At 59.5% G+C, this 15,888-nt stretch carries 13 protein-coding genes; 3 read left to right on the top strand and 10 right to left on the bottom strand.

What is annotated here, in order from left to right; genetic code table 11:
• Positions 1-22 precede the first annotated feature (22 nt).
• The 3 genes from G7077_RS03235 to G7077_RS03245 form a co-directional block, all read right to left on the bottom strand.
• The gene (locus tag G7077_RS03235) at positions 23-2,488 is read right to left on the bottom strand and encodes a glycosyltransferase family 4 protein (RefSeq protein WP_166410466.1); all 2,466 of its coding nucleotides are present in this window, start codon (positions 2,486-2,488) and stop codon (positions 23-25) included.
• Between the two features lie 64 nt (positions 2,489-2,552).
• Positions 2,553-3,371 carry a hypothetical protein gene (locus G7077_RS03240; protein ID WP_166410467.1) on the bottom strand — a complete coding sequence of 273 codons (819 nt, stop codon included), beginning with the start codon at positions 3,369-3,371 and terminating at the stop codon, positions 2,553-2,555.
• A 32-nt stretch (positions 3,372-3,403) separates the two neighbouring features.
• Positions 3,404-4,336 carry an FkbM family methyltransferase gene (locus G7077_RS03245; RefSeq protein WP_166410468.1) on the bottom strand — a complete coding sequence of 311 codons (933 nt, stop codon included), beginning with the start codon at positions 4,334-4,336 and terminating at the stop codon, positions 3,404-3,406.
• Positions 4,337-4,675: 339 nt separating this feature from the next.
• Here G7077_RS03245 and G7077_RS03250 point away from each other — a divergent pair, with 339 nt between their 5' ends.
• Positions 4,676-5,008 carry a hypothetical protein gene (locus tag G7077_RS03250; protein WP_166410469.1) on the top strand — a complete coding sequence of 111 codons (333 nt, stop codon included), beginning with the start codon at positions 4,676-4,678 and terminating at the stop codon, positions 5,006-5,008.
• A gap of 21 nt (positions 5,009-5,029) precedes the next feature.
• Here G7077_RS03250 and G7077_RS03255 read toward each other — a convergent pair whose 3' ends face one another.
• Positions 5,030-5,923 carry a hypothetical protein gene (locus G7077_RS03255; protein ID WP_166410470.1) on the bottom strand — a complete coding sequence of 298 codons (894 nt, stop codon included), beginning with the start codon at positions 5,921-5,923 and terminating at the stop codon, positions 5,030-5,032.
• A 149-nt stretch (positions 5,924-6,072) separates the two neighbouring features.
• Here G7077_RS03255 and G7077_RS03260 point away from each other — a divergent pair, with 149 nt between their 5' ends.
• On the top strand, positions 6,073-6,945 hold the full coding sequence (locus G7077_RS03260) for a Kdo hydroxylase family protein (protein WP_166410471.1): 873 nt from the start codon (positions 6,073-6,075) through the stop codon (positions 6,943-6,945).
• Positions 6,946-7,044: 99 nt separating this feature from the next.
• Positions 7,045-7,371 (top strand): hypothetical protein, encoded by a 327-nt coding sequence (locus tag G7077_RS03265; RefSeq protein WP_166410472.1) that lies wholly within the window; start codon positions 7,045-7,047, stop codon positions 7,369-7,371.
• A gap of 32 nt (positions 7,372-7,403) precedes the next feature.
• On the opposite strand, the gene G7077_RS03270 is transcribed toward G7077_RS03265, so the two are convergent.
• The 6 genes from G7077_RS03270 to G7077_RS03295 form a co-directional block, all read right to left on the bottom strand.
• Complete coding sequence (locus G7077_RS03270) at positions 7,404-8,021, bottom strand: class I SAM-dependent methyltransferase (protein ID WP_166410473.1); 618 nt, start codon at positions 8,019-8,021, stop codon at positions 7,404-7,406.
• Positions 8,018-9,037: a hypothetical protein gene (locus G7077_RS03275; RefSeq protein ID WP_166410474.1), complete on the bottom strand. Its 1,020-nt coding sequence runs from the start codon at positions 9,035-9,037 to the stop codon at positions 8,018-8,020. Before G7077_RS03275 ends, G7077_RS03270 begins: the two co-directional genes overlap by 4 nt.
• Positions 8,998-10,017: a hypothetical protein gene (locus G7077_RS03280; RefSeq protein ID WP_166410475.1), complete on the bottom strand. Its 1,020-nt coding sequence runs from the start codon at positions 10,015-10,017 to the stop codon at positions 8,998-9,000. Before G7077_RS03280 ends, G7077_RS03275 begins: the two co-directional genes overlap by 40 nt.
• A gap of 171 nt (positions 10,018-10,188) precedes the next feature.
• Entirely contained in the window at positions 10,189-14,082 is a 3,894-nt protein-coding gene (locus tag G7077_RS03285) for a tetratricopeptide repeat protein (RefSeq protein WP_166410476.1), read from the bottom strand.
• A 74-nt stretch (positions 14,083-14,156) separates the two neighbouring features.
• Complete coding sequence (locus tag G7077_RS03290; RefSeq protein WP_166410477.1) at positions 14,157-14,822, bottom strand: FkbM family methyltransferase; 666 nt, start codon at positions 14,820-14,822, stop codon at positions 14,157-14,159.
• Positions 14,823-14,900: 78 nt separating this feature from the next.
• Positions 14,901-15,824: an FkbM family methyltransferase gene (locus G7077_RS03295; RefSeq protein ID WP_166410478.1), complete on the bottom strand. Its 924-nt coding sequence runs from the start codon at positions 15,822-15,824 to the stop codon at positions 14,901-14,903.
• Positions 15,825-15,888 lie beyond the last annotated feature (64 nt).

Here is a 15,888-nt window from a genome sequence, read left to right on the forward strand (position 1 = left end):
CAATGCTCGCACTGAGGTTTTCCTAGGTGAACTGGTCCACGGTCGCGCGAACGTTCCCGGTGAGTTCATAAGCGGACTCGATCAAGTCCGCGATCGTACCCGCGTCAGCGTCCGTGTCGAACAGGAAGCCATTCTGACCATGCCGGATGATTTCAGGAGCAAAGCCGGTCCGGCTTGCAACCGGCACTGCATTGCTCATCATCGCTTCGATGAGTGGGATCGGCCCGCCTTCTAGGCGCGAAATCGACAGGAACACGTCGAAGTCCGAGTAGATCTTGCCATATTCACTGTAGCGGGCGGTCTTGTAGGTAAAATTCGAAAGTGAGAGCATTTCCTCGAAAAGCGCATATTGGTTCCAGTTACGCCCCAGCAGCAGGAACTGCCGGTGAGGCAAGCGCTTGATCACCTCGAGCAGCACATCCGGATTCTTGCGCTCGTAGAAGGCCGACGACAGGCCGACCACGCCGGACCCCGATCGCGCATGATATTGAAAAAGCTGCGGATCGGCAGCGCCCAGGATGACGACCGTCTTCTCTTCGGGGAGGCCGCGATCGAGCCACACCTGACGATTGGACTCGCAGGTGAAAATGATCTTGGTTGCGCGGTCGAAGGCCACCAGCAGTCTGGCAATCGACTCCGGCGTTTCAATGCGCGGATGGGTGTACCAGACGAAGATCTTGGCGTCAGCCAGCATCTCCGACTCTCTTGCGACGAATGTCTCGAACAATGAATGATGAGAGAAGAAGTAGTTCTTGGTCGGTGGCGGCGCTGCCGGATAGTAGACGACCTGCCAACTCGCCGGCTGCCGCGAACCGATCTCCCTGCTGATTGCATCGAGGATCCAGCCGCGCGATTTCTCGTGCACCATGAACGCCCAGTCGACGCTGCCATCGTCGTTCAGGCGCTCGGGGAAAGGCCCGGCGCGAATTGCGCTTGGCCGAGGGGCCGGGCTCTCCCCGACAAATGCTGAAAGGCCGCCATACACAGCCTCCGCATTCGTGAGCACCGGGACGTCGAGCTGGTGAGCGTGGTGCCTGAAAAGCTGCGCAATCGGCGCATTGAGCCGTTCAACCACGATCGCCGAGCAATCCACAAGGAGCCCTCGGACACCTTTGGGCTTTCCTGAGAAAAATCGCGGGATCCGCCGCGACGAGCGAAGCACGTTCCAGAAGCGCGAGTCCGACTCCAGAAGCTGAGTGGATACCATCAGCTCATAATCCAGCTCATCATAATGCCTGAGCATCTTCACCAGCTTGGTGACGGCGCGCAGGTTGTTCCCCGGCTCGATGACGATCAGAAGCTTCTTCCCGCAACGTCCACCCGGCTTGCACTTTGCGGCTGCGATGGCGTTGGTCAGCAATCCGGCCCACAGCTTGCCGATCCGCTCCGGCGCGTAACGGGTGAGCACTCGGCTCGCTTCCGCCAGGCGCTGAGGAAGCACTCGCTCTCTCTGCGGTCCAATACAGGCGCGCAAGGCATCGCGCATCTTGCCGCTGGGGATCGCCTCATCGAACTCCGACACGGCGGCACCTTTGCCGGAGATAACTGGCACGCCGGCGGCAAAGGCCTGCAGGACCCGGGTTGAGGATTTGATCTCACAAAAGGCGTCGTCGCCGGTCGTCAGCAGTGCGGCGTCGGCGGCGGCGAGTTCGGCGTAAACGGCCGGGGCTGACCAGGGAACGTAGCGTGTAGGAAACCCGCAGCCCTGGACCAGTGCCTGGTAGACAGGCTCGCTGTTGCTGACGACGATCAGCTCCAGCGGAACGTCTTCATTGACCCTGTAGAGCGACTTCAGACTAGGTCGCAGCGTATAGATGCCGAAATTACTGTGGCTTGCCCCGTAATTGCCGAACCACACGATCCGCTTCCGATCGGCAGCGCTGGAAGTGGAGGGCGGCGGCAGTTGTTCCGGCAACGTCCAGCCAGTCACGAACTCGTAAGTCTCGCGATACACGTCCCACGTCTCCGCGACGTCGGGGATGTTGTGCACCTTAAGGCCTGAGACGCCGTTGTCGCAGGCGTAGCCCTGGATCCGGTCGGCCATTTCAGCGCTGGGGACGGTCACGCCAGCAAGGAATGGCGCCATCCCGAGAAACCGTAGCATGTTCACACCGAACTCGTTCTTTACGTAGCCCGGCGCGAGCATGTCGTCGCAGAAATCCATGAAAACCGGCACCTGGAACAGGCGCGCCTTGGCGACCACATCCACGACCGTCTGATCGATCCGCTTGACGATCACGATGGCGTCGAGTTCGCCGATCTTCTTCAGCAGATCCTCGGTCGAGGTGAAGTATGTGCTCCTGAAGCCTGGCGAGAGCACCCGCGCAAAGTGGAAGCAGCGATAGCGGATGCTCGCCGAATCCACCTCCACCGACTTGATGAGCCAACCGATTTTCAACGGCCGTGAACGCCCGGCATCCTCGCTCACCGGGGTCACCGATGCACCCTCGAACGAGAGGGTCAGGTCAAATGTCGGCGCAATGTCCATTCAAACATCCAAGACAGGAACCGAACCTGCCGGCAACCACTGCCACATTTCGGGAGATAGTCGATCAGGCGGCAGAAGCGGGAGCAGGCGTTCGAAGGTTGGGAACGTTCACCTCGAACGCTTCGAAAATGCAGGATTGGCATCCGCAATCGGAAACGTCGATGTTCCACTGCTGGAAGTGCGCTCCGCCGCCGTAGGTGATCTGATGGCTGATCGCTTTGGGGTTGGCATACCAGACCGCGCCGGGAGCAAATTCGATCCGGTGTAGTGGCGTACCGTCCTTCAGCGGACCGAAGCCCTTGAGCCCTGCCGTCCGGATCGGAACGCTGGGGGACTCGCCCGGCTTCTTCTTCTTTAAAATCTCCTCAAGGTCGGGCGCGCTGTCCCGGCAGATTTCCCTGAAGCTCGGCCCAACGTTCCACTTTCGTGGGCGGTGGTCGAAGTTCAGCACCGACATCAGCGACATCTGGCCGCATGGAACATCGTACGTGTCGTAGTGGAGGGGTTCGTCTGCAGTGATCAACGGACGATACGACATGGTGCCGCCATCCTTCAGATCATAACCGAACAGGGCGATTGTGAGGTCGGTCATGCGTTTGATCGCCTGATCGTACGCTGACCTGAAGCTTTCCGTGTCCGGCCGGCCGAAGTTGAACTTCTCCTTGAACTTGCGGCGATAGTCGGAGAGGCCCTCGCGTAGACCGGTAAGCACCGGTTCGCCTATGACCTGATCGATCACGATGATACCGGGCTTCGCGTAGAACTCCCGCATCTCGCGCTGCCTATCGGGCTCAGCAAAGTCGTTCAGGTCCGCTGGGCATGGCATCACCAGGATCGGCGTTTCCAAACGAGGGTCCAACTCGACCTTTGTTACGTCGTTCATCGGAGCAATCATCATCTCTTGAACATCAATGTTTACGCTTGCGGCAAATAGCCGCTGGGATCGCCCGCGTCGAACTCTTCGTACAGGCTTCGGTGCACGATGATCAGCTCGATCGTCGCCTTGCGAGTCAGGAGCTGGTTGAAGATCATGTAGCCGTTATCCTTAAGCTTCTGCACGACGGCGGGGAGCCGCGGCAAGTAGGTCAACGGGTTTTCAATGCCCTTGATCTCGAACTCGGTCACGATCTGCAAGGGCCGGATCTGCGTCTCGTCCATGATCTGCTCGAGCACGTCGTCCGCCACGCCTTCAACGTCCATCTTGAGGATGTCCACGCGGTCATGGCCATTCTCGGCCATGAACCCATCAAGCGTCCGGCAGCGCACGATCTCGTGCTTTTCCTTACCGTGGATCGGGTAAAGAGACGAATTTAGCACCTTGTCGCTGGTATACAGCTTCAACTCGGCATCCCGGGAGAAAATGCCCTGGTTCTTGAAGACGAGCCGTTGGTCGCCCTCATATTGCTTCATGAAGTCCGCGACCGCGGGGGTCGGGTCGAACATGTAGACAGGCACCTCGAATAAATCCGCGGCTTCAGTGTCGAAAGTCACATCGTTGCCGACCCCAAAGGAGTAGATGACCGGTCGCGATCCCGCCCGCACACGGTGGAGCAGGTAATTTCCGACCTTGCCGAAATGCTCTTTGCTGATCTGGTAGGAGTCGGAACAGGCCGCCTGGAACAGCAACAGCAACACCTGGTACACCGGAGACCAGTGGTGGCCCGCTGGCCTCATCAGGCACAAACGAAAGACCTCAAGGATCTGCTGGTCGTTGAAACGTTTCCGAAGATAGTCGTTGCGCTGGAGGAAGTCCTCATCGACGAGCGGCTTGAGGCTCAGCTCGGCCTCCTTCAGCAGATCGGTCAGGCTGCGATCGAGGTGATGGTTCTCGCTATGATCTCCGGCCATTCCGCTTGAAACCTCAGTCCATCATGCGGACCTCAAGGACCCGATTATCGTTCTTGTTCAACTGCTTGCGCTATGACAATAATGTCCCTGCGCGGCGCAGACAAGGCAAGTGGGGCAGCGGATAGCCCAGTTTTCGCATATTGCCTATCGCACCTACTTTCCACTAACTCACCGTCAAAATCACCCCGGATCAGATGCGCGTGCTTGATCTTCGCAACTCTAGGTAATGGCCAATCGTCAATGGACACTGCGTCGTCAGGCACAGAAGATCTCGAGCCCCGGTCGGCCGAGCTGGACATAAGCGCGCTTCGTACCGCCCTCCAGGAGAGGAAGCGGGCGGTGACCATGCTTCGTGCAGAAGCTTCCAGAGAACTGGAATTACGCGAGGCTCTCCAGGCTCAGCTTGTTGAGGCAAACAAGGAAATCGTCGCGAGCTGGAACCGCCGAAAGGAGATTTCCGCGGTAAACGGGAACCTCCGAACGAAATTGTCGGAGGCTACCGCTGAACTCAAGCAGCTCAGATCTGAGCTCAAGAAGCTGAAATCCGAATTGCAGACGAGGCACGAAGAACTTGCGGCGATGCAGCGTTACGTCGTCGAAGCGAGCATTTCAGGCAAGGCGAAGAAGCTGTCCCGCCGCGCAAAAGGCTTTGTTCGCAAATTATTCAAGTAGCTGAGCGCCGATCCCGGGATCTTAGATAGCGGGCTCCAACGGCGCCGACGTCTCGCCGGAGGCGAGCCTGTCGTGCACGCGCTTGATCCGAGCCTCGAAGGCCAGTTCCGGCCGATCCATGGTGGTTGCTTCGCTGAAGTACATGGCGGCGAAGGCCCGTTCGCCATGATAGATTTGATGGGCGACGATACGCGTCTCGCACACCCAGACATCACCCTGCGCGAACGCGATGTGATGCTTGGGCTGACGATCCAGGCAGGGCGTCTTCGAATAGAGGGCGGACTTGTTCATCGCCCGCAGGAGATCGTCACCGTTCGATCCCGCGAACCGCCGGAGTTCCGCATCCCGATATACGCGTTCGGCGAACTCGTCGCTGCGATGGCTGACGCGCCAAAGCCGCGGCGATGCCGCGAGATTGGAGAAGATCCGAACCTGGTGGAAATGCTCCTCTATCCCGAACACGTCCCAATGAAGGTCTTCGTACATGGTTTCGGTGAACCGCCACGTGTACATTGCGCGGGTCGAAACGTAGTTCGGGAACAGCCGCGCATATAGCGCATCGGACTGCGCGTTTCCGCTTCTCACCTGCTCCTGGAAATAGCTCAGCTTTCCGGCATCGGAGCCGAACACGTTCTGGAACACGAATTGGTCGAGCGGCCCCGTGTTCTTCGGCGTCAGTGCGAGGATCTTGTGCCCGCCATACTTTTTGACGCGCTGCATGATGTCGGCTGGACCTTCGACATCGAAGTTCAGGCTGTTGAGGAAGGGATAATCGAGATCGAACCTGACGTCCCGCAGGAGGACCAGGCAACCTTCTTCGTACAATCGGCGGACCTCCGAGCAATCGGCCTCGGTCTTGACATCGTGCTCGACGATGTAATCCGCGACCAGCGGATCTCGCACAATCTTAGCCATTTGGACTTGAAAGTTCCTGCCTGTATCGTGAAGGAATCTACGGGAAGCGGGTTGGAAGCGTCAAGGTCCGGCACGCAGCAGCCGCCCGGCGAGGGCAGCAGGATAGATTTGGATTTCCGATACTTTCCAGTAAGTTGCCTGTAGGACCCATGCCCAAGCTGTTCGTCAACCCGAACCTGCCCAACTATTTCATCTCCGCGCCGGAGGTCACCTCGGAGGCCACTGCGCGAAGCTTTGTAGATGAATATGAGGACGCGAAGGTTGTCCTCTTCCCAAACCTATCCGCCGAGATCGACCATGAGTTCTGGGCCAATCTGGATACGGATCGATACCCGGAGCTGAAGAAATTCGGGCCACTCCTGCAAGTCGATGCGTCGCCCTCGGAGGAGCGCCGCCAATTGAAAAAGGCCCTCACGGTCAGGGATGTCGACGATGTGACAGCTGACGGTTTGATCGAGCAATTTCAGCGCCTCACCGGCCACCTGATTCCGGCCTACCGGGCGATCTTTGCGGACTATGCGTTCGATCGGTGCAAGGTCATGTTGAGGCTGAACACGATCATGGCCGAAAACATGCACGTGGACACCTACAAGAACGAGAATGAGCAGCATTTTGCGCGAATGTTCATCAATCTCGATACGCAGCCCCGGATCTGGCATACGAGTTGGCGGATCGGCGACATGGTGGAACGGGCAGTCGGGAAGTTGCCGCCTGAAGAACTCGAGCACCTCAGCCGCGGCGAGGTCTGGAGCAGGCTGAACGCGAGCTTCTATGGGCAAAATTCAAGGGAATGGTGGGATAATCAGCCCCGTCACATCAGCTTTTTCCAGCCGGGAGACGTCTGGATTGTGGATAGTAGGCAGGTGGCGCACCAGATCTTTTACGGTCGACGTGCGCTCTCGATCGACTTTTCCGTCCCCAAGGAGCTGATGAAGGATCCGTCCTTGCACTACCTTGAGATCGCCGACCGCTTCAGGGCCAGAAATCGTGAAGCTTACCGTTCTGCTCCCGCAGCAGCTTGAGGCAAAGTGTCTCACCGGATTAGGATCTGGCGCTGGTAGCGTGCCACGCTTTCTCAACTGCTCCGAGCGCCGTTCGGCCCTGATCTCAAAGAGGAATATATGAACGTGCAGGATGACACAGAAACACGTGAAGCCGAGGTTGCACAGCTTCCCGCCGAGAGCGGTCTGAAGCCGGAGAATGTCCGACAGATGAAGATCGCCATGGCGACGCTCGTCGCCTGCGCCGTCCGGGCAACAAACGACAATGAGCTCGAACAGCGCTTCGTGTCATTGGTCGATCAGGCTTTCGACAATTACCGGACCAATTCCGATGCCGACCCGCAGCATGTCCTGGAGGCCCTCCACTGGACCCGCGAGATGTTGTCGGGATGGAACCCCGTTCCAGGCCGCAAGACTCCGATATTCGGCTCGGGCACGGAGGCTTAAGAAACCTGGTTGTAGAGGCTTGCGTGTTCCCCTCAGACCTTCCGAATTGCAACAAAGCCAGGTCCAAAGCGCATCCAGGCGATCTGCTGCTGCAAGTCCCGCATTTCAGTGTCACTCGCCTCGCCGTACACAAATCCTTCAGCGGCGAATTGAGCAGCTAGGCGACCGAAATATGTTGCCGCCGGGATAGTATATGGGCGGCCATATGCCGCGACCCATTTGCTCCGTGAGGTCAAAAGGTCCTCGCACACGAATAAGCCGCCCGACCTCATCTGCGGAAAGAGCAGTCGGAACGTGTCGATCTGATGAGACCAGAAGTGCGAACCGTCGTCGACGATGATGTCGGCGGGGTGTTTCGTGATCAGGCTTTGGAGAAACGTCTCGTCCCCCTGATCACCGATCTCGATCTGAATGCTCGTGTCGGCGTGGGCGCGGCATGCTTCCTTGATGTCCACGCCTACAATCTGCGCGTCTGGGAAGAAGTCTTTCCAGACGCGGAGCGACGCTCCTTCGTGAACGCCGATTTCGATGATGCGAAGGTTGCCCCGGTCGCGGAACGGCGCCAGCAGCTCCTCATAGAGGTCAAGGTAATTGTGGCCATGGGACGCCTTGTCGGTGCTGTGCTTCAGTCCGAGTTCGTTGAGGTTCATGCCGGTCTCACGCGTTCAAGTTTCACCCAGCGGTCCGCTCCGATTTCGAGGCTCCTGCCGCTATTCTGTTCTGCCCAGATACTGATTTTGACGTTAGTCGCCACCTGCCGGGCACCAATCTCGACATCAATGTCGAATAGACAGACGGTACGCTCACCTACGACTGCAGCAACTGGCAGCGTGTACACCGCCGTCCCGTCGACCCTTACCTCAACACGGCGGTAACCCGCCGACGCCGTCTCGAAGGCGATCATCCCATGCACCCGGTAGGTTCCCGGCCGCTTGGGGTACACGAACGCCGTTGCGCCTCCTCCGTCATGCATCCCCATCGTGTCTTCGTTCTCTCTGTCGAACTCCACGGTGAGATGGGCGCCGCTCCTTATGGTCTGCGGTGACGTCGCCGTGAGGTGGCAAAGGTCTCGATGGAAGCCGAACTGCCGAGCCACCAAATGACCAGCGCTTTCGCAATTATCGTTCAGCGTGATCGGTCGCCGCGTCGTCTGGTTGAAGGCAAGGGCGGCGCCCACCTCATTGTGCGCCATATAGCCGTACTGCATCTTGTGCGGCAGAGAGACGAAGGGATGGCTGATGGGCGCTGCCAGCCCTCCCGTCCAGGTGACTTGGGTCGAACCCGACGTCAGCGCAACCGACCTGGTCACCGTGCCGCCTCGGGTCATGAAGGTCGCCGAATAGGTCCCGCTGTATCCTCTCCACGGAAACTGCATTCGCGCGGCGGTGGCACCAGCAAGCGCCCAGGGATCGTCATCTCCAAGCAAGTAGAAACCCTGCCGGTCGATGGCCTGGCAATTGTCGAGCACCACGCCGTCTATGCCCGCATCGGAAGGGGCAAAGACCAGAAAGCCGGTATGGGCGTTCTGCTTGTAGAAAGGGCTCCCTGGGTCGCCCGCATCGGTATGGATGTCGTTGAAACCAGGGTTCAGCGACACGCAGCTGGACAGCTGCATATTCTCGCTCTTCAATGTCGCGGTCGAGCCGCCGAGGATGAAGCCAAACATCCCGCAGTTCTCCGCCGTGTGGCCAAGGACCAAGCATTCGCTTGGCTGCCCCCATATTTCACGCCAACGCTGGCGCAGTTGAAGGTGCGGCCGCCGATGACGTTGACCTTCTTGTTGCCCCAATTGCCCCCGGATCCGCTGAGGTCGATGCCCTGATCGACATTGCTGATCTGCGGATCCAGGATGGTGACACCGTCATTGCCGCCGCCGCTGATCCCTCGCGTCCGCATGTTGGGGAAGGCTTCGACCTTGGACGCAGGATAATTGCCGGGAACGAAGCCTGAGGCGGTATAATAGGTGGCATTTCCGAGAAGGTCCCGCACCCTCGGCCGGATCAGCCGGCAATTGGAGCAGTCGTCGATCCGTATGCCCTCGACAACATCGTCTTCCACGAAGACCCGCGGATCGTTGTTGTGGATGCTCTGATCGTGGAACAGCCCGTCGTGAACATAGATGTCCTCGAAGTCGCTATCCGTGCAGCCACGCAGGAATACGTATCTGCCCTTCCCCTTGCCCGTCGCTTCGACTTGCCTGACGCGGTGGCCGCTCCCGCCCTCGATCCGCAGGCCTGACCGACTCTCCCGATCCCCGACATCTGCGATGTCGCCCGTGTCTAGATACAGGCTATCGATCCGCACCTGCTCGCAATCCTTGAAAGCGAGAATCTGGCTGTCGTGAACCGAGTTGATGTTTCTTAGTCGAAGCCTGACGATCCAGGGTCTCGACTTGCTCGCGATGACAAGGTCGTCGCTGACGCCGTAAAGCTTGTCCCCGCCATCAAGCGGTAGACCGCGGTCGAAGGCGTATGAGACGGCAGCCAGGAGGGCAGCTCGGTCGTCGGACTTCCCGTCACCCTTCGCCCCGTAAGACATAGGGCTGACGCCGGCACCGCCAAATGGAGTGAACGGCGTGGGGCTGTCGACGCGGCCTGCGACTTGCAGAAGCGTGGCGCCAAGTGCCGCTCCGCCTCCGTCCAGCAAAAAGGCTCGCCGACTGCTCTCAAGTGGCACAATTGTAGCTCCGGCGGTCCGTATACCCGCTGACGCCTTTCAGCACGCAACTTCGGATTGCAACCATCCCGAGGTGAACGTCAGGCTCTCATCGATAAAGCGGGCTGTTCGGCCATTCCGCCGGAACCGCTCAGGCGAACGCTAGGGTTTGGTAGCGGGCTCAGGGTCGGGAGAATGTCGGCGCTCGCTATCCTGCTTCAATTCGGCCAGTCCCGCGCCTTCGAGAAGCTCTTGATAAAGTGCGACCTCCGAGGTGTACCGTTCGTGTTGGAACTTGCGCGGTCCCTTCCCGGTCCAGACCAGGCTGTCCTGGCGGAAGAACCAGTCGATATAGCTCATGTCCATTTGCGCCAGCTGGACCTCATCGCCGCCAAGCTCCCGCACCGCATGGTTCAACACTACCTGATCGAGGAACCACACGGCTTCGCCCGTCTCCAGCGTGCTTCGGATCAGTTCGGCGGACCTGTCGATGAAACGACGGGCGCCCTCCGTCGGGCGCAGCGTCAATGCCCCCGCCGCGACGCCGGCGTGCGGACGTTCGTCGAAACGCATCCGGACCGTCACGTCGGCATTGTCCGAATCTGACGCAACGGCCGCTACATTGCCGCGCACGATGCAGTCTGCGTCGAGGCTCAGGTAAGAGGCCGGTGAGCGTGCAAACACTTCAGCGAGCCGAACAAAGCGGACCGACGCATAGTAGGTGCGCACGTAATCGACGCTAAGGCCGGTAAAATCCCGATGTTCGAACGAAAGGCTGATCTCGAGGCCGGGATAGATGCTCCTGAGGAGATCGATCGCAGGAGCGACGGCCTCATCCGGATTGATCAGGTGGACATGACATTTGGCGCCCGGCGACTTGGTTGCGAGCGACGCGATCAGGACGAGGCCATGCTGGAAGAAATAGCCGCTGTCGGCGGCAAAGAAGACGACATGGTCCTCGGGTGAAGCGTCGGGGAGTTCCCCAAGCAGCGGCGGTAGCGAGGCAGGGTTTCCAGCGCCCGAACCGATCAGCTCTTGAGTCCGCCAGAAGTTAGCGGCCGGATCATTTGGCGAGCGAACAAGTGCTTGGTCGAAGCTGGCCAATGCCTCGTCATAGCGGCTCTGGGCAGAAATTGTCCGGCCCAACAAAGTGTATAGATCCGGGTTTTCGAAGACAGCCGCCTGTTCGCGGAGGTACTGCTCCGCCTGCTCGACACGTCCCATCTCGATCAAGATCGTCCCGGCAAGGACCGCCAGTTGGTCGGACTGGACCTGGCGGAGCGATGCGGCGCGTAGCTCGTCCAGGGCGCTCTGCTTTTGCCCCACGCGATAGAGAATATTCGCGGCCACCACATGGCAGGCAGCGTCGCCCTCCGCCAATCGGCGGGCGATCGGCAAGGCGTAATCCAGATCGTACATCGCTAGGCTGACAGAGAGTATCCTCTCCTCCAGCTGCGCATCGAATTGCTGATCGGCCCGAAGGGATTCAAAGTGGCTCCGAGCCTCGTCCCAGCGTCCAAATCGGTCCAACAAGGACCCCAGAAGCATATTCAGCTCCGGCGGACGCTCAGGTGATGGAATTTGCTGGAGCAGCTCGAACGCACTCTCGTAGGCTGAGAAAGCTGCACGGCCTTGGATGACGTAAGCTCGGACCGCGTCGCATTTCTCTCGAAGGGTGATCGCAGGCTTCACCTCGGCTGAAGGAACTAGCCACTTTGAGCCGTCGTAAGCGGTCGCCCAGTCCGTAACTTCGCTGCCGGCCGCCTCGAACGCCGCCGCCCAATTCTCGTCGATGTGGGAACGTCGAATAAGGGTTGTATTGGGGTACCAGATGCAGTTGCGACCTTTTGCCAGCCAATAGGGCCGCGGTGTTGCCGGAAGCAGGACGAATGTCGGCACGCCCATGCTACCGGCCAGATGCGCGATCAGGCCTTCACCGCAGACGACTAGGTCCATGGCCGCAATGAGGGCCGCAAGGTCGTCCAAATCTGTCGCTCCGACCTTGCCCGTATCGGGTTCGCCGCGCTCAAGCTCGACGAGCGACAAACCCGGTGCCGCGATCCGCCTCATCAACAGGGAAGCGTTATTGTCCTCGGCAGGCCCAGCCAGGCCCACGAGGATCTGCCCCTCACCCGCTTGTGCCTGCAATCGTGCGCGTTGCGCAGCAACAGCCCCAGGGTCCGGGGCGACATAGGGCGCCATGGTGTCGAACGAGGCCAGGTCTGGCTTGAACCACTTGGACAGACTGCCCAAGGGTAGATGATGGCTAATCCCCTGCGGAGGGCCGGAACCTGCCGCTACGACGGTGATGCCATCGAGGGAGCGGCGCACAAGGCTGACCATCTCGGGCGGCACTTCGAGCATGATGCCTAACCCCAGGCCGGTGAGGTGCCGCAGATTCGCCATGTGCATGATGTTCTCACCAGCGGTGAGCCCATTTTCTGCCCAGACGAGCAGCTTGCCCTCGATTGCAAGTTGCCCGGTCCACCACTCGAACGGCGGCACCACCTCCCGTTCCACAAAGCTGGGCAGCTCCAGCCGCCGGTCGTTGAGACGGTGGAAACCCTCGACGTCGCCCTTCAGAAGTAGAGCATTCGCCAGCTTGCAACTGATCAGCGGATGCTTTGGGGCTTCGAGAAGGGCACGTTCGAACTGCTCGATGCCTTGGTCGAGCCGTCCAAGTTCAACAAGGAGCTGGCCCTTGAGCTGCAAGGCCTCCACCACCTTGGCGCCGGAAGAGATGAGAATGTGCAGCTCCTCCAGTGCCGCTGCTCGGCGTCCCAGGCCTTCCAGCGCGCGGCCTACTCCCAGACGGGCGGACGGGCTTTGAGGTTCGAGCGCGAGCGCTTGCCGGTAGGTTGATAGGGAGTCTTCCCATTCCCCGCGATCGGCGTGGTACCGCCCGAGCCAACGGTAGCCGTCGATATCGGCCGAGCCGGTGGCGATCGTTCCCTGTATGTAGTCGAGGACAGCCTTCTCGTCGGAGTTATCGACGACGATCCGCGTCAAGGCACGGCGTGCTTCCCCGTCATCCGGCCGAAGCTGGAGATATCGCTGCAGGGCGTCCTTTGCCTCGGCGAAGCGCTCGGCACCGAGCAGGGTGGTCGCCAGCTTGCGCCACGCCGGGGCGGATGCCGGATATTTGCCGACAATATCGTGAAATCGAGCAATCGCGCGCGCTATGTCGCCCGCGTTGATTAGATAATCGGCGTGTTCGAGTTCCTGCCCGGCGAGCGCATCGTCCCTGAGGCTTGCAGCTTCGGCACTCAGAGGGTCGGCACTATCCAACCTCGCCAGCAAGCGCGAAGCGGCTTGCTCAGCAGCCTGCCACTGACCTAATTCGAAGTGGCAGCGCAGCTGTAGAAAAAGAAGATCGCGGTCGAGTTCGGCATCGCCGAGGCTCGTAAGCACGGCGAGTGCCTCCGCTGCTTTGCTCAACTTGAATAATGCGCGGGCAAGCGTCGTCTTCAACTCCGTACTGCTCGGGTCTAGGGCCAACCCGACCTGCAGATGGGGAACCGCGTCCCCCCACCTTTTCTGGAGCATGTACAGGCTAGCCAACCGACCCCGCGCCTCGACAAGGTCGGGGAATTCGGCGAGCAGGTCGAGATAGGCTTGCTCAGCCTCCTCGAAGCGCTCAGCAGACGCTAGCGCTTTCGCCGCTTGCACGCCGGCAACGATCTTGCGGCTCGAAAGCTTCTGCTCGCAACGCTCTTTCCACTGCGCAAGCTTATGATCGTTCGGGTCGGCGGCCAGAAGTAGCTGCAGCACAGGCAAAGCGGCCGCATAGTCCTTCATGGCCATGTAGGCCGACGCGAGCATCCGCTTAGGCTGCGGAAACTCCGCAACAGCCGGTCCGCTCAGGACTTTGACTACATCATCGGGGCGGCCAAGCCGTTCATAAGCCTGCGCGAGCTTGAGCCGGAACTCTCCCTCTTGAGGTTGTGCCTCCACCGCAGGCTCGAGAGCCTCGACCGCTGCGGACCAATCGCCTGCTGAAGCCGCAGCTTTCGCTTTGGCGACCAAATCACTGACCGGTGTGCGGCTCGCTTCCATATCGGATCTTTGTGACACGTGCCCCTAGCGAGGTCTCAAGCCTAGCAGCAAAGGACCCGTCTAGTCACATCCGGTCAGTTTTCGAAGACATAGATGCGGTCTGACTGGGCCTTTTCCTTGGGCGTCATGCCGTAGGAGACAAGTAGATCGGCCGCTTTGCGGATGAATTCGTCATGGGCCTCGCTGAAGCCTTTTTCCTCGACCATGATCACCGGCTTGTGCCGCAGGATCGTTTCGCGGGCGCCAACGAGTGCTGCGAATTCCGCCCCCTGGATATCTAGCTTGATGAGGTCGACGGCATCGAAGTCGTAGCTATCGATTGTTCGGACCTCGACTTCGATGGCCCTGTTCGCCTTGAGCTGCACACCCTCGGGCGTCATGACCTGCGGGTGGTTGCAGATGAAGGAACCACCGGAATTCTTGGCGGTGGGATACATGCTGAGGGTGCCGACCTCGTCAGCGATTGCGCAAGGCTCAACCCGGACGTTCTGCGGAACATTCAACGTGAGGCACTCCCGCACCCGCGGGATCGGTTCGAACGCGACCACCTCGTCAAACCGGCTTGCGAAATCGCGCGAGAAGATGCCGACGTTGGCGCCGACGTCCAGCGCTCGTCGCCAGCTCTTGACGAACGGGTATGCCGCTTCGCGGTCACGCTTTTGATAATCGTGAACCTGATCACCGAACCTCGTGAAGTGGTTCTCCAGATCCGGAAAATACAGGCCGCCAACTTGCAACATGATCAAACCTTCTACGCCATGCCGGCGTGATGCCGTACTACAGCAGAACCAGGTTCAGCGTCCCGCGATCGTGCCGCGCTAGCCCTCGACGAACTGGTTCAGATCGATCGGCTCGCCCGGCACGTAGCTTTCGAACGCCCTCTCGAACACCCGATCCAGCGAAGCATCCTTATAGAAGATGTAGTTCAGCCCGCCGGCACCCTTCTTTTGGTAATTCTGGATCTGCTCAACCGTGAACTTCACCTTGCGGTGCATGCGAAGCTGATCCCAAGAGAAGCGCCAGCCCATTTCAACCATCGTGTCGATGATCGCCAGGTTCTTTGGGTTGTCGAAGTTGATCTCGACCAGCACGGTCTTCAACTCCGGCTGACGAAGCGTTTCCATCATCCCGGCAATCACACGATGCTCAAGGCCGTCGACGTCGATCTTGATGTGGTGTGGGGCCGGTATGCCCTCCTTCACCAGTGAATCGAGTGTTCGCCCGATACAGCCTTGCGGGCGGCGGTTTTCCTTGCTGACCACCCAATCCGCGGCAAACGCCTTGTCTTCCGTCCAGCTATTCTCTTCGAAATCGTGGTAGGAAATGCCGATGCCGAAGTCGCTCAACAGCAGCCTATCGACCTTGTCCACGTCGCTGAGCGCAAGACAGTAAGCGAGCACGCGCCCGTGGAGATTGTTGAGGAAGATGTTCTTGTTCAACTCGGCATAGTTGAGCGCTTCGGGCTCGAAGGCGTAAACCTCCGCATTCCGCATCACGCCGGCATAAACCGTATACATCCCAACGTTCGCGCCGATGTCGTACAGGGTTTCACCCTCAGCGAACGTGTCCATCCACGCCAGGGTGATGGGTTCTTTGGAAAAGAGGGTGCGAAGCCGCTTCTTGCTTGAGGACCCCGTCGTCGCGAACCGCATCGGTTTGCCCTGATGGGTTACTTCGCCATATTCCAGATCCAGCCACTTGGTCTGGATCCTGCCCGAATCTGCTGTAATATCTGCAATCACGCGACGCTCCTGTGGCGAGGGCGCGGATAGGTCAACCCTGGGCCAAACAATTGAATCGGCGGCA

It is taken from the genome of Sphingomonas piscis (assembly GCF_011300455.1).
GTDB lineage: Bacteria > Pseudomonadota > Alphaproteobacteria > Sphingomonadales > Sphingomonadaceae > Sphingomicrobium > Sphingomicrobium piscis.